Source organism: Cryobacterium lyxosi, from assembly GCF_004403345.1.
GTDB classification, from domain to species: domain Bacteria; phylum Actinomycetota; class Actinomycetes; order Actinomycetales; family Microbacteriaceae; genus Cryobacterium; species Cryobacterium lyxosi.
Genome location: NZ_SOGT01000011.1, coordinates 80,556 through 100,719, shown reverse-complemented (window position 1 = coordinate 100,719; position 20,164 = coordinate 80,556). Strand labels below are relative to the sequence as shown.

At 64.4% G+C, this 20,164-nt stretch carries 22 protein-coding genes; 12 read left to right on the top strand and 10 right to left on the bottom strand.

The features are described from left to right. Positions 1 to 10: 10 nt before the first annotated feature. Genes E3T27_RS08520 through dut form a run of 3 tightly spaced genes read right to left on the bottom strand, consistent with a single transcriptional unit; the run spans position 11 to position 1,975 of the window. Complete coding sequence (locus tag E3T27_RS08520) at positions 11 to 832, bottom strand: DUF3159 domain-containing protein (RefSeq protein ID WP_134572254.1); 822 nt, start codon at positions 830 to 832, stop codon at positions 11 to 13. A gap of 7 nt (positions 833 to 839) precedes the next feature. Next, the gene (locus tag E3T27_RS08515; protein WP_134572441.1) at positions 840 to 1,430 is read right to left on the bottom strand and encodes a DUF3710 domain-containing protein; all 591 of its coding nucleotides are present in this window, start codon (positions 1,428 to 1,430) and stop codon (positions 840 to 842) included. Positions 1,431 to 1,465: 35 nt separating this feature from the next. Beyond that, positions 1,466 to 1,975 carry a dUTP diphosphatase gene (gene dut / locus E3T27_RS08510; protein ID WP_134572253.1) on the bottom strand — a complete coding sequence of 170 codons (510 nt, stop codon included), beginning with the start codon at positions 1,973 to 1,975 and terminating at the stop codon, positions 1,466 to 1,468. Positions 1,976 to 2,013: 38 nt separating this feature from the next. Here dut and E3T27_RS08505 point away from each other — a divergent pair, with 38 nt between their 5' ends. Then, positions 2,014 to 2,466 carry a DUF3093 domain-containing protein gene (locus E3T27_RS08505; RefSeq protein ID WP_104197884.1) on the top strand — a complete coding sequence of 151 codons (453 nt, stop codon included), beginning with the start codon at positions 2,014 to 2,016 and terminating at the stop codon, positions 2,464 to 2,466. Positions 2,467 to 2,475: 9 nt separating this feature from the next. On the opposite strand, the gene E3T27_RS08500 is transcribed toward E3T27_RS08505, so the two are convergent. Next, positions 2,476 to 2,769: a DUF4193 domain-containing protein gene (locus E3T27_RS08500; RefSeq protein WP_092112645.1), complete on the bottom strand. Its 294-nt coding sequence runs from the start codon at positions 2,767 to 2,769 to the stop codon at positions 2,476 to 2,478. A gap of 200 nt (positions 2,770 to 2,969) precedes the next feature. Between E3T27_RS08500 and sepH the strand changes: the two genes are divergently transcribed. Beyond that, positions 2,970 to 4,106: a septation protein SepH gene (gene sepH / locus E3T27_RS08495; RefSeq protein ID WP_104197883.1), complete on the top strand. Its 1,137-nt coding sequence runs from the start codon at positions 2,970 to 2,972 to the stop codon at positions 4,104 to 4,106. Between the two features lie 12 nt (positions 4,107 to 4,118). On the opposite strand, the gene E3T27_RS08490 is transcribed toward sepH, so the two are convergent. Further along, positions 4,119 to 4,805, bottom strand: a complete 687-nt coding sequence (locus E3T27_RS08490) for a response regulator (RefSeq protein WP_104197882.1) — start codon at positions 4,803 to 4,805, stop codon at positions 4,119 to 4,121. Next, the gene (locus E3T27_RS08485; protein WP_241992182.1) at positions 4,798 to 6,489 is read right to left on the bottom strand and encodes a sensor histidine kinase; all 1,692 of its coding nucleotides are present in this window, start codon (positions 6,487 to 6,489) and stop codon (positions 4,798 to 4,800) included. Before E3T27_RS08485 ends, E3T27_RS08490 begins: the two co-directional genes overlap by 8 nt. 198 nt (positions 6,490 to 6,687) lie before the next feature. Between E3T27_RS08485 and E3T27_RS08480 the strand changes: the two genes are divergently transcribed. The 5 genes from E3T27_RS08480 to E3T27_RS08460 are packed head-to-tail and all read left to right on the top strand — an operon-like array spanning position 6,688 to position 11,527. Further along, positions 6,688 to 7,713, top strand: a complete 1,026-nt coding sequence (locus tag E3T27_RS08480) for a Bug family tripartite tricarboxylate transporter substrate binding protein (protein ID WP_134572252.1) — start codon at positions 6,688 to 6,690, stop codon at positions 7,711 to 7,713. Between the two features lie 2 nt (positions 7,714 to 7,715). Beyond that, positions 7,716 to 8,243, top strand: coding sequence for a tripartite tricarboxylate transporter TctB family protein (locus E3T27_RS08475; protein WP_134572251.1), 528 nt, complete (start codon positions 7,716 to 7,718; stop codon positions 8,241 to 8,243). Then, positions 8,244 to 9,902, top strand: a complete 1,659-nt coding sequence (locus E3T27_RS08470) for a tripartite tricarboxylate transporter permease (RefSeq protein WP_134572250.1) — start codon at positions 8,244 to 8,246, stop codon at positions 9,900 to 9,902. 52 nt (positions 9,903 to 9,954) lie between these two features. Then, on the top strand, positions 9,955 to 10,455 hold the full coding sequence (locus E3T27_RS08465) for a DNA glycosylase AlkZ-like family protein (protein ID WP_134572249.1): 501 nt from the start codon (positions 9,955 to 9,957) through the stop codon (positions 10,453 to 10,455). Between the two features lie 28 nt (positions 10,456 to 10,483). Next, entirely contained in the window at positions 10,484 to 11,527 is a 1,044-nt protein-coding gene (locus E3T27_RS08460; RefSeq protein WP_104197877.1) for an FUSC family protein, read from the top strand. 124 nt (positions 11,528 to 11,651) lie between these two features. On the opposite strand, the gene E3T27_RS08455 is transcribed toward E3T27_RS08460, so the two are convergent. Further along, complete coding sequence (locus E3T27_RS08455) at positions 11,652 to 12,416, bottom strand: amino acid ABC transporter ATP-binding protein (RefSeq protein WP_104197876.1); 765 nt, start codon at positions 12,414 to 12,416, stop codon at positions 11,652 to 11,654. Beyond that, positions 12,413 to 13,879, bottom strand: a complete 1,467-nt coding sequence (locus E3T27_RS08450; RefSeq protein ID WP_134572248.1) for an amino acid ABC transporter substrate-binding protein/permease — start codon at positions 13,877 to 13,879, stop codon at positions 12,413 to 12,415. Before E3T27_RS08450 ends, E3T27_RS08455 begins: the two co-directional genes overlap by 4 nt. A 179-nt stretch (positions 13,880 to 14,058) precedes the next feature. Here E3T27_RS08450 and E3T27_RS08445 point away from each other — a divergent pair, with 179 nt between their 5' ends. After that, positions 14,059 to 15,012, top strand: a complete 954-nt coding sequence (locus tag E3T27_RS08445; RefSeq protein WP_104197874.1) for a LysR family transcriptional regulator — start codon at positions 14,059 to 14,061, stop codon at positions 15,010 to 15,012. A 159-nt stretch (positions 15,013 to 15,171) separates the two neighbouring features. After that, a complete protein-coding gene (locus E3T27_RS08440) occupies positions 15,172 to 16,224 on the top strand; it encodes an FUSC family protein (protein ID WP_134572247.1) in 1,053 nt (350 codons plus the stop codon). A 95-nt stretch (positions 16,225 to 16,319) separates the two neighbouring features. On the opposite strand, the gene E3T27_RS08435 is transcribed toward E3T27_RS08440, so the two are convergent. Next, positions 16,320 to 17,354: an NAD(P)H-dependent flavin oxidoreductase gene (locus E3T27_RS08435; RefSeq protein WP_134572246.1), complete on the bottom strand. Its 1,035-nt coding sequence runs from the start codon at positions 17,352 to 17,354 to the stop codon at positions 16,320 to 16,322. Positions 17,355 to 17,532: 178 nt separating this feature from the next. On the opposite strand from E3T27_RS08435, the gene E3T27_RS08430 reads away from it, so the two are divergent. Next, a complete protein-coding gene (locus E3T27_RS08430; RefSeq protein WP_104197871.1) occupies positions 17,533 to 17,823 on the top strand; it encodes a DUF4287 domain-containing protein in 291 nt (96 codons plus the stop codon). A gap of 142 nt (positions 17,824 to 17,965) precedes the next feature. Here the strand turns inward: E3T27_RS08430 and E3T27_RS08425 are convergent, their stop codons facing one another. After that, on the bottom strand, positions 17,966 to 18,526 hold the full coding sequence (locus tag E3T27_RS08425; protein ID WP_134572245.1) for a YceI family protein: 561 nt from the start codon (positions 18,524 to 18,526) through the stop codon (positions 17,966 to 17,968). A 233-nt stretch (positions 18,527 to 18,759) separates the two neighbouring features. Between E3T27_RS08425 and E3T27_RS08420 the strand changes: the two genes are divergently transcribed. Next, a complete protein-coding gene (locus E3T27_RS08420; RefSeq protein ID WP_134572244.1) occupies positions 18,760 to 19,581 on the top strand; it encodes an oxygenase MpaB family protein in 822 nt (273 codons plus the stop codon). A gap of 7 nt (positions 19,582 to 19,588) precedes the next feature. Next, positions 19,589 to 20,077 carry an Lrp/AsnC family transcriptional regulator gene (locus E3T27_RS08415; RefSeq protein WP_104197868.1) on the top strand — a complete coding sequence of 163 codons (489 nt, stop codon included), beginning with the start codon at positions 19,589 to 19,591 and terminating at the stop codon, positions 20,075 to 20,077. Positions 20,078 to 20,164: the final 87 nt, after the last annotated feature.

Sequence of the window (20,164 nt, the reverse complement as noted above, 5' to 3'; positions counted from 1 at the left end):
GAGTCGTCATTCACACCGCATCAGCGGCATCCGCTTTGCGATAGACCGAGCGCACCATGAGCCACGAAACGATCAGGAGCGGCGCATACAGCGGGATGCCCATGAGGAGTTTCATCGTGGCGAGCAATTCGACGTTGTCAGCCAGGTAGAGCGGCAGCTGCACGGCCAGACGAGCCAGAAAGAGACCGGTCCAACACAGGGTGAGGATGGTCAGCACCCGGCGCTTCGACGCGTCGAGGCGCCAAGCGACACCGTCGCCCATGAGAAAATCGACGGCCACGCCGATGAGCGGCCAGCGCACGAGTACGGAGACCAGCAGGGCAGCACCGTAACCGGCGTTGGTCCACAGGCCGACCAGAAAGAAGTCGGACGGTTTGCCTGAGAACAGTGCCAGCGCGACGCTGATCGCCGTTCCGACCAGGCCACCGAGTGCGGGCGTCGTGGTCTGCCTGGTGATCGCCCGCAGGGCGACGAAGATCACGCCGATCACGAGCGGCGCCACGAGCGAGGGCAGCAGAGTTCCGATCGGGTCGCTCGTCACATCAGTGGAGGGATCGATAGTGAGCGAGTAGGTGATCAGGAAGACCAGGCCCGGCAGGACAGCTTCAATCAGGCCGCGAATGCCGCCCATGGCCACCAGCAGCGCCTGGCCACTGATCGGCTTTCCCTCGGTTGCCGCGCCAAACCCGGCGCGCCGCGCTGCGCCGGCCATCGACTCAGCAAATAGTCCGGAGGTTATCGGAGTCAATGCGTCTTTCGGCTCGCCGCGCTGTTCACCAGACGGCTCGGGCTGACCGGGCTGCTCGGGCCGCTCTTTGGGGGTGTCGCTCATCGCTTGTTTAGACTGCGGTGGTTTCGGACGCGCCGGCGGGGGTGGCCGGCATGCGCAGCGGAATCAGATCGCGCGGCGGCATCGGTGTGGACCCGCGCACGACGACGATGCTGCGGAACAGGTCTTCGATCTGCGCGGCGGCATCGGGGTCGATTGCGCCCTCGCCCGCGATGACGCCGCGCAGGAACCAGCGCGGACCGTCGACACCGATGAAGCGCGCGAGGCGGGTGACACCGCCGGCTTGCTGTCCGGCCGCGACGGGGATCTCGGCGACGAGTTCGGGGCCGAAGGGGCCTTCTCGCGGAGTCGTGGTTCCACCCTGCTTGCCGATCTGGTCGGCGATCTGCTCTCGAATTTCATGCCATAGGCCGCTCGAGCGCGGCGCGGCGAACGGCTGTACCTGCAAAGTCGACCCGGCGAAGTCAAGGCCGATGGCTACCACTCGCTTACTGCCCTCTTCGATTTCGAGGCGCAGGTGCAGACCCTCCCGTGGAAGGATTTTGATCCCACCGAGGTCCACGTACGGACGCACCGGGTTGGCCTCTGATTCGTCGAGCGGGCCCTCGGTTTCGCGGTCTTCGGGTGCCGACTTCGGCATCGATTCGGGGATCTCCCCAGAGTTCGTGAGGTCACTCACCGGTTGTCTCCTGACTGCGGGACCGTAGGGCCCGATACTGGCGCGCTGTTGGAAGTGCTGGTTGCCGCGCGGGGCAAAACTCCGGTCGAGCCAAAACCGCTCTCGCCACGCTGACTGCCGGGCAGTTTGTCGACGGCAATGAATGTGGCACGAACGACAGGCATCACGATGATTTGGGCGATGCGATCGCCGATCGCGATCGTGAACGACTCATTCGGATCGGTGTTCAGCAACGCCACCTTGATTTCACCGCGGTAGCCGGCATCCACTGTTCCGGGCGAGTTCACGATCGTGATGCCATGTTTGACCGCAAGGCCGCTGCGAGGAACGACGAAAGCCGCAAAGCCATCAGGAAGGGCGATCGACACGCCGGTACCGACAAGTGCACGGGTTCCCGGGCCGAGCACGACAGCCTCGGCAGCATGCAGGTCAGCCCCGGCATCACCGGGGTGTGCGTAGATTGGGAGGTTGGATGCCTGGATCAGTACTTCGACGCTTTCTGCCACGTGTCGAGGGTAGTGCAGATATCTGATCGAATAGAGCCATGCCTGAATACCGCGAAAAACTGTGGCCCAACGTATGGGCCTTCCTTGTCACCGCCCTGGTGATACCGGCGAGCATTCTCGTGCTCGTGCCGATTTCCCTGTTTGCGGGTATCGTCACGGCCGCCGTCTTGTACGGCGGATGCGTGCTGCTGCTCGTGCTGGCCGCGCCGGTCGTACGCGTTCAGAACGGCGTACTGACCGCTGGCCCCGCCACGATCTCCACCGGGCTGCTCGGCGAAGCAACGGCATATGAGAAGACCGAAGCGACCCAGGAGCGCGGAACCCGATTGGACGCCCGAGCCTGGCTGCTCATTCGCGGCTGGATCGACCCGGTTGTGCGCGTGCCCATCGTCGATGCGACCGACCCAGCACCGTACTGGATCATCTCCAGCCGCCACCCAACACAATTGGCCGCCGCGATCAATGAATCGCGAACGGCCAACGTGGAATAAAGCGAAGGTTTAAGAGTCGCACTCCAAGCAGACGGTGCCGAGCTTCGTCTCGTGGCCCATCTGCGAGCGGTGCTTCACAAGGAAACAATTCACGCAGGTGAACTCGTCGGCCTGCGCGGGCAGAACGACGACATCGAGGTCCAGGTCGGACAGGTCAGCGCCCGGAAGGTCAAACCCCCCAGGGTTGTCGGAGTCGTCGACATCAACGCTGCCGGACATCTTGTCTGGCACACGTTCCTTAAGAGCCTCGATCGACTCAGAGTCGTCTTCAGTCTTTCGGGGTGCGTCGTAATCGGTTGCCATGCCCATCCATTTCAGTTACGCCGAAAAACGAAATCGGCGGCCACAGTTTCCAACAATCCAGACGGAATAGCAAACCGTCCGCCAACCTTTTTATTCGGACACGAAGAAACAACTTGCGGCACGCCCGGCGTATTCCCGCGAAAAGGCACCAACTCGTGGCAGTCTTGCAGCCAACGGTAATCGCGAGAGGGCTTGTCTTCATGCAGGAATTGAAGGTTATTGGAGTTGAGAACGGTGCGCTGCTCGCAGCGTCCGAAGATGGCGACCGATATCGCATCGCCATCGACGAAGTTCTTCAGTCCCGGCTTCGCCAAACCCAGACGGAGCGCGTCAACGCTCCCAAGCTGTCCCCGCGGGAAGTTCAGGCGCACATTCGCTCTGGAATGTCCGCCGAGGACGTCGCTGCGGTCACGGGGGCATCACTCGACTACGTACGCCGCTTCGAGGGCCCGGTCGTCGCCGAGCGGGAGTACATCGTCTCGTCGGCGTTGAGCGTTCCGGTGCACACCGCCATCGACCCGGATCCGATCGACGAGAACGTCAACTTCGGCAGTGTCATTCGCGAACGGCTCGCCTCCCTCGGGGCCACCGGTGAGCGCTGGGCGAGCTGGAAAGAACCCGGTGGCGGCTGGATCGTCAAATTATCGTTCACCGCCGACGAGATCGACCATGACGCTCGGTGGGCTTTCGAACCGAAGAAGAATGCTTTATCTCCGGTTGGTAGCGAAGCCATCGCGCTGTCCCAGCAGGGGGAGCTCAAGGGTTCGTTGATTCCGCGCCTGCGTGCCGTCGGCTCCGAGACGAGCGCGGCCGACGTATCGCGTTTCGACAGTAACGCCTTCAACTTCAAGGAATCCCTCGCCGACGAGATTCTGAACGACACCAGCCCCAACCTCGAAGCCGTCCCGTACTCGCGCTCGCTGAGCCGGGACGATGCGGTGTCGAAAGCGGCGATCAAGCGTGCCGCAGAACCGGCCTCGAACATGAGCGAAACCGCCGACCTCTTAGAATCTTTGCGTCGACGACGCGGTGAACGCGAAGCGGCGTCGAGCGGGGATGCGTCTGCAGCCAAGCCGGTGGCATCCGCTTCGGTGCCGGTTTCCACCGAACCATCCCGGCCCCGGCCCGCGACTCCGACCGCCGCCACGGTCACCGATGAGGCCACTGCGGCGCCATCCACCACTCCTGAGCCGACCGGCAATGCCTGGGCCAACCAGGCTGCCCGCGCCCAGGAACGCACGAACCACACTCGTACGACACCTAAACGCGGCCGGGCATCCATGCCGAGCTGGGACGAGATCGTGTTCGGCGCTCGCACCGACGACGACTTGGGCTAACCAGCTGGAAAGTTAGCCGACCACCCAGGCGTAGCGCCGCTGCGGACGGCCGGTCTGGCCGTAGCGCAGGCTGACGGCCGCCTGCCCCGTCGCTACGAGGTATTCCAGGTATTTGCGTGCCACCACCCGAGACAAGCCGAGCAGTTCGGCGCACTCCGACGCCGCCAGGTCTGGTTTGCTGTTAGCCAGGGCCGCAGTGGTCAGCGCAGTCGTCTCCTTGCTCAGTCCTTTCGGTAGCGCGGAGATTGCTCCCGCGGGTGGCACAGCGAACGCGGGTGCGATCATCCGGTCGAGCTCGCTCTGGTTGAGGTCTCCCGCGCGGTCGAGCAGTCGTCGTCTTTCGACGTATCCCGCCAGCCGCGACTGCAGTTCGATGATCTTGAATGGTTTGAGCAGGTAGCTCACAATGCCACCCTGCAGCGCCGCGGTGACCATTTCAGCCTCGCGGGCGGCACTGAGCACGAGAAAGTCCACAGCCCACCCCGCCTCTCGCGCGCGACGGATCACGTCGAGGCCGGTCATATCGGGCAGGAACATGTCGAGGAGGACGAGGTGCGGGGCCTTGTCGACAATCTGGGCGAGCGCGTCCGACCCGGACGCAGCGACGCCGACCACGGTGAAACCGACCTGCTGCGCCACAATGCGTTCATGCGCGCGCGCCACCATGAAATCGTCGTCGACGATGAGCACGTCACACACGGGTCAGCTCCTTCTCCTGAGGTGACCGGGCCGCATCAATCGGGAGCACAGCCTCGAACACGGCACCGTTCTCGGCCCGGTAGCCGACCGATCCGCCGCGACGCGTCGAAACGAGTCGCACAATAGCCAGTCCGTAGCCGTGGGAGTCGGCATCGCCGAGCGCCGATTTGCTGGTCACGCCAGTTTCGAAGACCCGGTCGATCAGTGCGATATCGATGCCCGGCCCGGAATCACTCACCGTCACCCGCACGGCACCGGCACCGGTACCTGAAACTGGTTGCACGTCGAGCCGCACACCGCGTTCCCGGGCTCCCGTGACGGCGTCGAGGGCGTTGTCGACCAGGTTTCCGATCACAGTGACGAGGTCGGTGGACAGATCAGCGTCGACCCTGGCCAAAGTCGATTCGGCCGAGAGCACGAGCGTGGCGCCGCGTTCGCGGGCGAGCGAGGTCTTGGCGATCACGAGTGCGGCGACCGCCGGCTCCTGCAGGCGGGTGATGACTGAGTTGTCGAGGTCGGTGCGTTCGCGCGTGACGGCGTCGACGTATTCCACCGCCGCATCGGTGTCGCCGAGCTGTATGAGCATCGAAATGGTGTGCAGCCGGTTCGCGAACTCATGGGTTTGGGCGCGCAAGGTATCGGTAGCCTGCCGGCTGCTGCCGAGATCGTGCTGCAGAGTGACCAGTTCGGTGCGGTCGCGCAGGGTGGTGACAACCTCGGGCCGCGACCTGGGCGGGTGAATGAGCGTCTGGTTGAGCACCAGCAGCACCCCTCTGTTCACGAACACTGTGTCGATGTCGCCGATTTCCTGTTGGCGTAGCGCGCGCACCGCCTCGTCATCGAGGCCGACCGCATCGATCGCCCGGCCTTCCGCGTCAGCGGGCAAACCAAGCAGGGTGCGCGCGCTGTCATTGGCGAGCGTGATGAGTCCGTCGGTGTCGACGGAGATGACCCCTTCCCGGATGCCGTGGATCATGGCGTCGCGATGCTCGACCAACCGACCGATCTGTTCCGGCTCGAGGCCGAGGGTCTGCCGTCTCACCCGGGCTGCCAGCAGCAACGATCCCACGACGCCGAGCACCCCGGCCACGCCCAGATACGTGAGCAGGTTCGGCGCTGCGGCCTTGAGCAGTTCAGCTACGGCCGGAAACTCGCGGGCGGCCACAACCGAGCCCACGACCTCACCGGAGTTGGACAGCACCGGCACCTGCGCGACAACGTAGTCGTTGGCGCCGATCGGGGCAGCGCCGGCCCAGGCGGCATCAGATTCGTCCGGCGCGGCATCGATGGCCAGGTCGGTCGTGAGCAGCCGCGGATCAGCCGGCGAGGCGATGATTCGGCCCACCGCATCCGTTACGATCAGCTGGTCGACCCCGGTTGTGGTGCGGAGCGCTTCGACCGGAACGGAGTATTGCTGGGGCACCGCCGCAGTGTCGAGCAGGCTGCGCACGAGCGGGTTGGCAGCGGTGTACTCGGCGACCGTCAGCATGCGTCGCTGGGCGCCGCTTTCGAAGCCGCTGCGGGTCTGCTCGATCGAAATGGCCGTGACAGCGACGAGAACGAGGGTGATCAGGCTCAACTGGAAGAGCAACAGTTGGCGGGTCAGGCTCAGGCGGCTTGAACGGATGCCCGACCCGCGCGAGCCCGCCGCCGGCAGTGGTGGCTGCGCCTCACGTTTTCGCATCGGGTTCCTCCGGTCGACTCTGGCCATAAGAGATACTCCCTCATCGTGAAGCCAAACCGAAATTATCCGAATCACCCCGCGCGCAACCGCAAGCTACACAACGTTCACTAGAGTCACAAGTTGTGTCTGGCCGGGCACACCCGGCAGGCTGAATTCGGCCAGCAAAGAGGCTCGCCAGAAATCGAAGAGGATTTGAGCATGCCAATCACAGCACGCACCACGCGCACGCGCACGCGCCGCACGGCGGGCACCGTCTTTCTCGCCGGTGCCGTCGCACTCGCCCTCACCGCCTGCGGAGTCACCAGCGCCACGACCACCGAGACCACCGACGAGGGCCCGATCCAAAACCTACAGGTGATGATTCCCAACGCTCCCGGCAGTGGCTACGACGTCACCGGTCGCGCAGCGGTCAAGGTGATGGACGACCTCGGGCTGGCCTCCGGCACCGAGGTCACCAACCTGGCCGGCGCCGGCGGGACTGTGGGCCTGGCCCGCACCCTCACCGAGACCGGCAACGCCAACTTCATGCTCATGATGGGGCTCGGCGTCGTCGGTGCCGCGTACACCAACGAGGGCGATGCCAAGGTTGCCGACGCGACCCCGATCGCCGGGCTCATCGAAGAAGCCGGCGCCATCTTCGTCGCTGCCGACTCTCCCTACGAGACCATTGACGATCTCGTCACCGCCTGGAAGGCCGACCCGGCTTCCTTCGCCGTCGGCGGCGGCTCCTCCCCGGGAGGCCCCGACCACCTGCTGCCCATGCAGCTTGCCGATGCCGTCGGCATCGACCCCACGGCCGTCAACTACGTGCCCTACGACGGCGGCGGCGAGCTGCTGCCGGCCATTCTCGGCGGCAAGCTGCAGTTCGGGGCCTCCGGCTACGGCGAGTTCCTCGAACAGGTGAAGTCGGGCGACCTGCGCGTGCTCGCCGTCACGAGCGAAGAGCGCGTTCCGGTGATCGACGCCCCCACCCTCACCGAAGAGGGTATCGATCTCGTCTTCACCAACTGGCGCGGGCTCCTGGCCGCTCCAGGGCTGTCGGATGTGGAAATCGCTCGCCTCGTCGACGCCGTCACGGCCATGCACGACAGCGCAGAGTGGAAGCAGGTTCTGACCGACAACAGCTGGACCGATGCCTTCATCACCGGCGACGACTTCAGCACCTTCCTTACCGAGCAGGACACCCGCGTCGCCGACGTGCTGAAGACCCTGGGCCTGGTCTAAGCATGACCGCCCCCAGTGCAGGCGCGGCTTCCGGGCTGCGCGCTCGACTCCAGGGTCGCTCCGAGCTCGGCGTCGCCGCACTGCTCGCCGTGATCGCGATCGTGATCGCGGTCGATACCGCGAACATCCGTGACACCGCCATCAATACCGGTGTGATGGGACCGCGGGTCGTTCCGACGATTATCGCGATCGGCCTGGGCCTCTGCGCGATCGCCCTGGCGATCTCTGTGCTGAGGGGCGGCCACGCCGAAGCCGAAGACGGCGAGGACATCGACCTCTCCCAGAAGGCCCACTGGCCGACCGTCTTCGGCCTCGGCGGGCTGATTCTTGTCTTCGCCCTGTCGATGGACTTTCTCGGATTCGTGATCGGCAGCGCGCTGCTGTTCTACGGATCCGCCCTGCTACTCGGCTCCCGCCGCTTCATCTGGGCACTCGTGATCGGCATTTTTCTCGCCGTCGGCACGTTCTACGGCTTTGTACTGGGCCTCGGCATCAACCTGCCGGCCGGCCTGTTGACGGGAATTCTCTAAATGGACAACCTGACCCTTCTGATGGAGGGATTCAGCAACGCGCTGACCCTGCAGAATCTGCTGTTCGCCCTCATCGGCGTGCTGCTCGGCACCGCCGTGGGGGTGCTACCCGGGATCGGACCGGCCATGACAGTGGCCCTGCTGCTGCCACTCACCTACGCGCTTGATGTGACCGGATCGCTGATCATGTTCGCCGGTATCTACTACGGCGGCATGTACGGCGGGTCGACGACATCGATTCTGCTCAACACCCCCGGTGAATCTTCCTCGGTCGTCACAGCGCTCGAAGGAAACAAAATGGCCAAGGCCGGCCGCGGCGCCCAAGCGCTCGCAACGGCGGCGATCGGCTCCTTCGTGGCCGGAACCCTGGCCACGGGTGCTCTTGTCTTCGTCGCCCCGTTCGTCGTGGCGATCGCTATCGGGCTCGGGGCCCCCTCGTACTTCGCGATGATGGTTTTCGCTTTCATCGCGGTGAGCACCGTGCTCGGTTCGAGCCGCATTCGCGGGCTCGCGTCGCTGTTCATCGGCCTCACCATCGGCTTGGTCGGCCTCGACGGCACGACCGGGCAGCCGCGCCTGACGTTCGGCCAGCCGCTGCTCTCCGGCGGCATCGACGTCGTCGTCATCGCCGTCGCCCTGTTCGCGGTCGGTGAAGCGCTCTGGATTGCTGCGCACCTGCGGCACGGCACCCCCGCGACTATCCCGGTGGGTGTGCCGTGGATGCGCAAGGACGATTGGAAACGCTCCTGGAAGCCGTGGCTGCGCGGCACGGTCATCGGCTTCCCGTTCGGGGCTATCCCGGCCGGCGGGGCCGAGATCCCCACCTTCCTGTCCTATGTGACGGAAAAGAAGCTGTCCAAGCATCCGGAGCAGTTTGGCCACGGCGCCATCGAGGGCGTAGCCGGGCCGGAAGCAGCCAACAACGCTTCTGCCGCGGGAACGCTCGTGCCGCTGCTCACCCTCGGCCTGCCCACCACGGCGACCGCCGCCGTGATGATCGCCGCGTTCAACCAGTACGGAATCCACCCTGGTCCGCTACTGTTCCAGACCGAACCCATTCTGGTGTGGACCCTGATCGCGAGCCTGTTCATCGGCAACACGCTGCTTCTCGCGCTCAACCTGCCGCTCGCTCCGCTCTGGGCGAAGCTGCTGCGCATTCCGCGGCCCTACCTCTACGCGGGCATTCTGTTCTTCGCAACCCTCGGCGCCTACGCGGCGGGTATGCAGACCTTCAACATCGGCATCCTGCTCTTGCTCGGTGCCCTGGGTTACATGGCCCGACGCTTCGGTTTTCCGGTGCTGCCGATCATCGTGGGCGCCATCCTCGGACCGGAGATGGAACGCCAGCTGCGCCGCGCGCTACAGATCAGCGCTGGCGACCCCGCTGCGCTTGTGAGCGAACCGGTCGCCGTCGTGCTCTACACCGTGATCGTGCTGTTCCTGATCGGCCCGCCGCTGGTCAAGGCACTGCGCCGTCGCTTCGGACGCGGCGGACCTACCGACGGCCCCCTGGCAGGCGGCGGCACGGATGACACCGATGGCGACGGCGCCGAGGCAGATGACACCGTGGAGTTGGATACCTTCGGAACCCAGACGTCGGACGGAAGCGCCCGGGTGATTCGCGTGGTTCGATCCAAAGTCGGGCGGCGCGAAAAATAGCACATCGGTTGATGTGAGTTACGCTCGGCGCGGGAGTCGGCATACTGGTGTCATGCCAGCTGCCGCCTCCCGCGCCGATGTCGTGCGCCTGCGCCTCCAGGCCCAGGGGCTGGCCGGGGTTCCGCTCCCCGGTGCGGTCGCCGTCGCCGAGCGGATGCTCGCGGTGCAAGCCCAGGACTACCCTGCGGCGCAGTGGGCCCTGGGGGTGCGCTCCCCCGGCACTACGCTCCATGACGTGCAGGCCCTGATTTCGGCCGGCGAGATCGTGCGGTCGTGGCCGATGCGGGGCACGCTGCATTTCGTTCCGGCCCGCGAACTGGGCTGGATACAGAGCCTCACGACACCGCGACTGCTCGCGAAAACCCGAACGACCAACGAGCGACTCGGCCTCGACCCGGCCGTGCTGGAGCTGGCCCGCGAAGCTGCGATCGCCGCCCGGACTCGGGCGGCGAAAACGCAGCGGGGCTTGGGCCAGGCCGTGCAGGACTACGCCCGGTTTCTTGGCGTGCCCATGCGGCAGACCCTGGAAGCGGATGCGCCGGCATCCGCTTGACTGACCCGGCCCGGGTTACCCTTGACCAGTGAAACTAACCTCGGCCCTGCGCATCTCCAAACGACTCCCGCTGCTGCAGGTCGTCAAGGTGGCCGTCGCCGTCGCCTTGGCCTGGGTCGTCTCCCAGCTGTTGTTACCGAGCGACCTGCCGATCTTCGCTGCGATCGCTGCCCTGCTCGTCGTGCAGCCGAGCGTCAACCAGACCCTCGGGCGAGCGATCGAACGCACCGCGGGCGTCATCGGCGGTGTCGTCATCGCTTCCACGATCGGTTTCTTCCTCGGCGAGTCCAGCTGGGTCGTTCTCGGCACGATTATGGTCAGCCTGCTCGTTGCCTGGGCGCTGCGCCTGTCCCCGTCGTCGGCGAGCCAGATTCCCATCAGTGCCATGCTCGTACTCGCCCTCGGCGCCACGACACCCGGCTACGCCCTCGATCGAATCTTCGAGACGTTCATCGGAGCAGGAATCGCCCTCGTCATCAATGCCCTCATCGTTCCCCCGGTACTGATTGCGCCCGCCCGCGACGCCGTCGGCCTGCTGGCTCGCGAGCTGGCCGACACCTTCGACCGCATCGCCCGGGCGCTGCTCACCCCACAGAGCCCGATCGACCTGATGGAATTGATGATCAAGGCCCGGCTGCTGCGCCCCATGCTCGCGTCGGCGGAGAAGGCCATCGCGCAGGCCGAGGAGAGCCTCATGCTCAACCCTCGCAAAGCCAAGCTGCGAGTAGCCCTCGACGCCGACCACGACATGATCGAGCGACTGCCGACTCTCGTGACCCGCGCAATCGGCATGACTCGAGCACTGCACGACCACTACGACCCATCACTGCAGTTCGAGCCCACCGTTCAGGCTTTCTCTCAGGAACTAGCCCGGGCGGCGCACGACCTGGGTCTACTCGCCCGCGCCGACGGTGACCGTGAGTCTGTACCGGAGCCGGCCGCGCCCGACGTGCTCGCCCTGACCGCGCCGCTGCAGATCGTGACGCCGCACCCTGACCACTGGATTCTGATCGGATCGCTCATGGAAGACCTGCGCCGGGTGCGCGAAGAAATCGTCGGCGACCGCGCCTAAAACGCCTGCGCAGTAACGGATGCTGCGCGCACCGTGGGTGCAGTATATATCGAGCAGGTGCGTGCTACTTCGGTGCGCGCTCCAGGGGTTACCGCAGCGGCCACCGCACTGGGGCGCGGTGAAACTACAGCACCTTGGAGAGGAAGTCCTGCGTGCGTTCCTGTTGCGGGTTGCCGAACAGCTCGGCCGGGGTGCCCTCTTCGACGATGACCCCGTCGGCCATGAAGATGACCCGGTCGGCGACTTCGCGGGCGAAACCCATTTCGTGGGTGACCACGACCATGGTCATGCCCTCGGCGGCGAGATCACGGATGACCTGCAGCACTTCGCCGACCATCTCCGGGTCGAGGGCGCTCGTGGCCTCGTCGAAGAGCATGATGTCGGGGTTCACAGCGAGGGATCGAGCGATGGCGACACGCTGCTTCTGACCGCCGGAAAGCTGGCCGGGACGGGCGTCTGCTTTGTCGGCGAGGCCCACCCGGTCGAGCAGTTTGAGGGCGGTGGCGCGGGCATCCGTCTTGGATTCCTTCTTCAACTCAACCGGGGCCAGCATGATGTTCTGCAACACCGTCATGTGCGGAAACAGGTTGAAGTGCTGAAAAACCATGCCGATGTGCTGCCGTACCTCGTTGAGGTCGACCGTCTTATCGCCGAGGTTGAATCCGTCGACGATGACCGTGCCGGCGCTGAGCTCGTCGAGCTTGTTCAGGCAGCGCAGAAACGTGGACTTGCCCGAGCCCGACGGACCGATGACACAGACGACCTCGCCCTCGTTGATCTCGACGTCGAGGCCCTTGAGCACCTCGTTGGAGCCAAACGACTTGCGCAGTCCCCTGACGCTGATTTTACTGCCGGCGGGAATTGTGCTGCCGGCGCTGTTCTTGCTCATTTGTTGAACCTCTTGTCGAGCGTGTTGGAGAGCATGGTGAGCAAATTGATGACGATGAAGTACAGCGCGGCCACGATCAGCAGGGTCTCACCGGTGCGAAAGTTCGCGGCGTAAATCTGCTGGCCCTGGTAGGTGAGCTCGGCGAAGCCGATCACCGCCAGGAGAGAGGTGTCTTTCAACGTCATCACGAACTGGTTGATGAACGACGGCGTCATGATCTTCACGGCCTGCGGTAGCACGACGCGTCGCATCGTCGTGACGTAGCCGAGGCCGAGGCTCCGGCCGGCCTCGGTCTGGCCCGGGTCGACCGACTGGATACCGCCGCGCACGATCTCGGTCATGTAGGCGCCGGCATTGAGGCTCAGGGTCAGTACACCGGCGGTGAGTACGTCGATCGGCTGCCCGGTGAGCTGCGGCAGGCCGAAGTAGAAGAAGAACGCCTGCACGAGCAGCGGGGTACCCCGAAAGATACTCACGTAGATGCTCGCCAAGCCGCGCAGCACGCGACTCTCGGAGACCTTGAAGAACCCGAACAGTACGCCGAGCACGAGGGCGACCACGATCGACAGCCCGGTCGCGAGCAGCGTCAGGCCGAGGCCCTTCATGAGGGCCGGCAGGCTGTCGGACAACAGCCCGAAGAAACCGGATGCCGCGACGGGCACCGACTGCTCCAGATACGTATCGAGAATGGACTGGTAATCACCCTTGCTTTTCAGCTCGGCCAGACCGGTGTTGAAGGCAGCAAGCAGCTCGGGGTTCTGGCCCTTGTTGACAGCGAAGCCGTAGGAACTGCCCTGTTCCTTCTCGGTGACCGACTTGAGCCCGTTGTTCTGGTTGATGCCGTAGGCGAGGACCGGGTAGTCATCGAAGACGGCGACAGAGTTGCCAGCCTTGACGTCGTCGTACATCGTGGCCGAGTCGGCCAGGGCCTTGACGGTGAAGCCGTACTCGTCTTTGATCGAGTTGGCGAAGGTCTCGCCCTCGCTGCCGCGTTTGGCAACGACGGTTTCACCGGCCAGGTCGGCGTAACCGGTGATTTCGGTGTTGTCTTCGGCGACGGCCATCTGCACACCGGAGTCGAAGTACGGGTCGGAGAAATCGAACACCAGCTTGCGCTCGTCGGTGATCGACATTCCGGCGATGACGCCGTCCACCTGATTGGACTGTAACGCCTGCAGCGCGGCGTCGAAGCCGAGCGACTTGATCTCAACGGTGAAGCCTTGGTTAGCAGCGATGTCACGAATCAAGTCCATGTCGATGCCGGTCAGTTCACCGTCTTCGCGGTACTCAAACGGTGCGAAGGTCGTGTCGGTACCGATAACGTAGGTTTCGCCGGCGACCGATGTCCGGGGCTGGACGTGGCTGCTCGGCTCGCTCGCGGCCACGGCGCTGACGCCCGCGAACCCGCTGGCGAGGGCCAGCAGCGCCGTGACGGCAACCGAGAGCTTTCTTGCCCGGGACATATTCATTTTGCGCAAAGGAAAACCATTTCTTGTCGTGCGATCTGCTTGGACTGGCGGCCAGAGAGTTGTTTCGCGCCGATCGACGCTGATCTACCCCAGGGCGGTTGCTGCACACCCTGTCGAAACGAGCCTACCTTGGGGTACACGCCCCACTGATTACCAACGTGAAAGAAGAGCCTATGCGTTTTCGCCAGCTCGAATATTTTGTCGCTGTCGCCCGGGAACGGCACTTCGCTCGTGCGGCCGCCGCATGCCACGTTTCCCAGCCTGCCCTCTCCGCGGCAATCAACAGATTGGAACAGGAGCTCAATGTTTCTTTGATCAATCGTGGTCATACCTTTGAGGGGCTGACGCCGGAGGGCGAACGCTTGGTGATTTGGGCCAAACGAATCCTCGCCGAGCACGACGCTTTCAAGGCGGAGGTGCAGGCGGTCCAGTCCGGAGTGACCGGCGTGTTACGGCTGGGTGTGGTACCGAGTGCCTCGACGACGATCGCGCTGGTGGTGGCCGCGTTCTGTGCTGCGCATCCGTTGGCCAAGGTCCAAATCAAGTCGGGCCTGTCCGCGGCCGAGATTAGCCGGCGATTGCGAAATTTCGAGCTGGATGCCGGCGTCACCTATCTCGATGACGGGGAAGACCCGCGACTCTTCTTCGTGCCGTTGTACGAGGAACGCTATGTTCTCATCGCCTCCGACGAACTCCTTCCAGAGATTCCAGCGACGATGACCTGGCGTCAGGCGTCCGCGCTCCCCCTTGCTGTCTTGACAACGGAAATGCGCAGCAGACAAGTGATCGACGATGCCTTCAGCCAGAACCAGATTCGGATGGAGCCGCAGGTAGAAACAGACTCGATCGCCTCCCTCCACGCGCACATGAAGACAGGCCAGTGGGCCAGCATCGTGCCACATTCGTGGGTCCAAACCATCACACCGTCATCGCGGACCCGCATTGTGCCACTCGTCGATCCCGTCGCCACCGCGCGCGTCGCTGCGGCGATAAGTCCCGCGTCGCCTGGTTCGGTGACCGCACGGGCGTTCGCGGCCGTTGCAGCGCGGCTTTCCCTGGGTGAGCTGTTCGATCGGGGGCTTTCGTCGATCGTGCCCGAAGCGCCCGCGACGCGACTGGCTGATTGATAATGTCTGGTTATCGACTGGTTGAATTCAAGTCTTGGACCGGCGAGGCAAAGCGGTACAGACTGGGGTGAGCGCAGCAGTCGGGCGTGAAACCAGCCAACCGGGTTCTGCTGTTTACGCCGCGCCACCACTGTTCTGTTCGAAAGGCCGTGAGACCCTGTGCGCCCGGTCCTGTTCTACCTGCGCGCACTCGTCAGCGTCCCACCCGCGGTCAATGATCACTGGCCGGCGCTTCGCGTCGGCTTGGGTGTCACCGTCCCAGTATTGCTCTTGCTGCTTCTTGGTCACCCCGAGCTGACCATCTATGCCGTTTTCGGTGCTTTCACGGGCATGTACGGCCGTGGTGAAACCCATCAGCTACGGTTGGTGCACCAGACCCAGGCTGCGGCGTTACTGCTGACCGGGGTGACTGTCGGTGTGGCTCTGTCCATCACCCACGTTCAGGCCTGGGGGCTGGTCTTTATCGAGGCACTCCTGGCCGGACTCGGTTCACTCGTAGCCGACAAAATAAAGCTCAGACCCGCCGGGCCATTCTTCGGCATTTTTGCATTGGGAGCCTGCGCGTCGATCCCCACGGTCATCCCACTGTGGACGGCCGCGCTCGTCTGCGCTGCGTCCGCACTCTTTTCCCTGCTGGTCGGGTTCACCGGCTGGTTTGGAAACCGCACCTGGGATTCCACGGCGAGACGCACTACCGAACCTCGCTCCGGACCATGGCTCCCGAAGGCGGGCGTGCACGCCACTCGTTATATCGTCGCCGTTGCAGCCGCCGGTGCTCTCGGCCTCCTCCTGGGAATCGGCCACGCGTATTGGGCTATGGCCGCTGCGGCCGTTCCCCTCGCCGGTGCCGATCTTTCCAGCCGGGTGCAGCGAGGCATCCATCGCATACTCGGGACCTATGCCGGCCTGGGCGTGACGGCTGGTGTGCTGCTGCTGCATCCCGGCACGACCGTGCTGGTTATCCTCGTCATGGCCCTGCAGTTCCCGGCGGAACTATTCATGATGCGCCATTACGGTGTCGCCCTCATTTTTTTCACGCCCGTGATACTGCTGATGACTCAACTCGCCAGCCCGGTCGACCCGGTGTCCCTGCTCGCAGACCGCGGTTTGGAAACCCTTATTGGTGCCGTGGTCGGGATCACCGTCGTTCTGCTGATCCGCGACCGTCTCCCCCGAAGCAACATGGCTCCGGTGAAAAACCCCGCCGCCTGACCAGTCAACGCAGCGCAACCTGCGTGCCGCTCACGACCCCGAAGCGGAGGGTCAGCCCCGTTCCGCCACAACTCATCCGCTGAGCTGGCGCCCGGCTAACGGCGAGCGGTCGCCGCCGTCGCCTCGAGCCAGAGGGCCTCAAGAACAGACTGGACAGAACCCGCGGTCGCAGCGCGATACCCGGTGCCGGCCCAGAGGGCGAGCCCGTCGGCGTCACCCCGGCGGGCAGCATCCGCTCGAAGACCCTTGGTGACGTGATGCACCTGGGGGTACTCGCTCGGTGCATCAGCGCCGTGGTTGACGATGAAAGCGTTCAGCAGGGCGCGCGCCGGACGGCCCGAGAAAGCGCGGGTGATCACTGTCTCCGTGAATCGCGACTCGACCAGCGCGTCTTTGTGGGCCTGGGTCGCGCCCGATTCGTCGGTGCGCAGAACGGCCGTGCCGACCTGAACAGCCTCGGCGACGGCCTCAAGCAACCCGGCGATCTGCTCCCCCGAGTGGATGCCGCCCGCCGCGATCAGGGGCAGTGTCGCCTCCGCACGAATCGCCATCATTAGCGCGCCCAATGCGAGGGTGCCCGGTTCGTCTTGCGTCTGGAAGGTCGCCCGGTGTCCGCCGGCCTCCGGCCCCTGCACGCAGAGGGCGTCCACTCCACGCTCCACCGCTTGCAGGGCTTCCGGGACCGAGGTGACCGTGGCGATCAGGTACGACCCGGCCGCGTGCATCCGTGTCACCACATCTGCGGGAGGCAGTCCGAAGGTGAAAGAGACCACCGGAACCTTCTGATCGATGACCACGGCCACCTTCTCGACGAAATAATCGTCGTCCTCGGCGACGATCTCGGAAAACGCGGTTGTGTACTCGTCTGCCAGTGCGTCACGATAGGCCAGAACAGCGGCCCGGTCGGTCAGGGGCGGCTGCGGGACGAACAGGTTGACGCCGAACGCATTCTCGGTGCGCTGCTGCACCTCGATGATCTGCTCGGCCAGGGCCTGCGGGGTTTTGTAGCCGCCCGCCAGAAAGCCGAGACTGCCAGCGTCGCTCACGGCGACCACGAGGTTGGGCGTTGAGGCGCCGCCGGCCATGGGCGCCGCGAGAATCGGAATCTTCAGGTCGTTCAGGGTGAACACGGGAATCTCCTCGTTTGATTAGACCATTGTTCTAATAACTGGACCGGCAATCTAATTCTCGTGTCGCCTGCTCGTATACACGCGACGCACCGGGATTAATGCACGGGCATCATTTCACCCTAGCCCCGCAGTACCGGCTCCCGCATACTGACGAGTGCGCCCGACGTCAGGAGACCCCATGTCATTTCAGGCTTATCTCACCGCGATCGAAGAGAAGACGGGGTTCACGCCGCGCGCGCTGGTCGCCCTCGCGCACGAACGCGGTCTCGACGAACCAACCACGAAGGCCGGCGTCATCGTCGATTGGCTCAAGGCCGACTACGGACTGGGTCGCGGCCACGCCATGGCCCTGGTCTATGTCATCAAGAATGGTGCCACGATCAACGAAAAACATGTTGGCACAGATGGCGTACACCGCGACGAGACTGTCGAGTTGTGGCTTGATGGCAAGGACACCCGCCCGGTCTGAGCCTCGGCAAGCGCAGCGGGGCGCAGTTCGCGGCCATCGCGCAACTTAGCGAATGGCATTCGTTTCTGTCTCACCCAGGAGTCGTGGCTCCTAAACGACACAGGGCCCCACCGAAGTGGGGCCCTGACCGACGACTTACCGGTTACGCGTTGAGCGCAGCCTGCAGTTCGAGCGTGATGGTGACCTTGTCGCCCAGCAGCATGCCGCCGGTTTCGAGGGCAGCGTTGTAGGTGAGGCCGAAGTCTTCGCGGTTGACCTCGGTCTTGGCTGTGGCACCGAACTTGTAGTTTCCGTAGGGGTCTCCGCCGAAGCCGCCGAACTCGAGCTCGAAGGTGGTCGGCTTGGTGACGCCCTTGATGGTGATGTTGCCGTCGACGAGATAGTCACCCTTGACTTCGCGCATACCGGTCGACACGAAGTCGATGGTCGGGTACGTCTCGGCGTCGAAGAAGTCCCCGGTGCGCAGGTGACCGTCGCGGCTGGGCTCGTTGGTGTTGATGGAGACGACCTTGGCCGAGGCGGTGACGCTCGTCTCGAGCGGATTTTCACCGGTCACGAAGGTGGCGTCGAAGTCTTCGAAGGTGCCCCTGACTTTGCTGATGACAATGTGGCGAATGCTGAAGCTCACCGAGCTGTGCGTCTTGTCGATGGTCCAGGTTCCGGCCTTGAAGCCGGGGATGCTCGTTGCGGTGCTCTCGCTCATAAAAATTCTCCTCCAGTGTGTGGGCCCAGGAATTGTCGCCCTCGGATACATGCAAGTGCATAGAACTCGGTCGTATTCCCGGGAAGGTAAGAATTTATCTTCCCCTCATTGGGTATGAGGACGAAGCGCGCATGCAGGCCGACCGAATAAACTCAGCGTGTCACGGGGTTCTGCGTGTTTATCGGGAGGTAGCTGTGCGCATAGGTCGTTCCCGCAGGATAGCGCCGAGTCTGATGGGGGTCGCTGGTGAGGGCATCCTGATTGCCGCCGGAGGCCGCGCCATCCTGCTGCAGCTGGCCAATCCGGCCATCGGCCACGGCGTCGCCGATCACAGTCATTTCGCCGATCGTCCCCTCGATCGGCTGAACGGCACGCTCAGCTACGTCTACGCCATCGTGTTCGGCGATGCGGAGCTGGCCGCCACCATGGCGGCGCGGGTCAACCACGCACACGGTCCCGTGCATTCAACCGGCACGACACCCGGGTACAACGCCTTCACCCCCGAGCTGCAGCTCTGGGTCGCCGCGACGCTGTACGAATCGGCCACTCACCTGCACGGCCTGCTCTTCGGTGCGCTTGACGACCAGGCGGCCGATGAGGTCTACCGCGAATACTCTCGCCTCGGCACGTCGCTGCAGGTGCCGCCAGAGCTGTGGCCGACGGACCGCGCGGCGTTTCGCCTGTATTGGAACGAGCAGCTCGCCCTGTTGACAACGGATGCCGCTACCCGCGCCGTCGCGCACGAACTGTTGCACTCGCGCACCGCACCGCTCTGGTATCGCGCCGCCTTGCCCGTGGCCCGCCTGCTGACCGCCGGCCTGCTGCCTCCGAACGTTCGGGTGCTCTTCGACCTGCCCTGGTCGACGCGGCACCAGCGATGCTTTGACCTGGTGCTGGGCGGCATCCGCCTGGTTTATCCGCGGCTGCCGCGCCTAATACGACATTGGCCGAAGAATCACTACCTGCGCCTGCTGCGCAAGTCCGGGCTGCGCGCATCGACGCTGCGCGCGTCGGTGCGCGCGTCGGTGCCGCCCGCATCGACGCCGGTAGCATGAGGGTCCAATGACGCAGCCGAAGACACCCCACCCCGGACTCGACGGCGTTGATCGCCAGATCATCGCCGAGCTCAGCCGGGACTCCAGACTCTCCATTCGCCAGCTGGCCCTGCAGGTGCACATCTCCCGCACCGCCGCACACACCCGGGTGCAGAAGCTCATCAGCCATAGTGTGATCACCGGTTTCGGCGCCCAGACCAACCGTAAGGCCCTCGGCCTCAATGTGTCGGCTCTCGTCATCGTGAAGATCGCTGACGTGGCCTGGGGTGATATCGCCGCGCAGCTGGCCGAACTCCCTTTCGTCGAGAAGGCGCAGGCAGTGAGCGGGGACATCGACATTATTCTGACCGTGAGCGCTCCCGACCACGAACAGCTCAGCCAGGCCATTCTTCGCGACATCCACAGCATGCCCGGGGTGATCTCGACCCGGTCGCACCTAATCCTCGACGAGATCGTCGGTCACGCGCCCGGAACTACTCCGGACGCTTGGCACTGAAACACACTTCAGTAATGCCGTTTGGTCGCTGACTGGCATGTGCACGGCCAATCGTTCACAACTGCAAAAAAGCTGGGTGCGGACTGG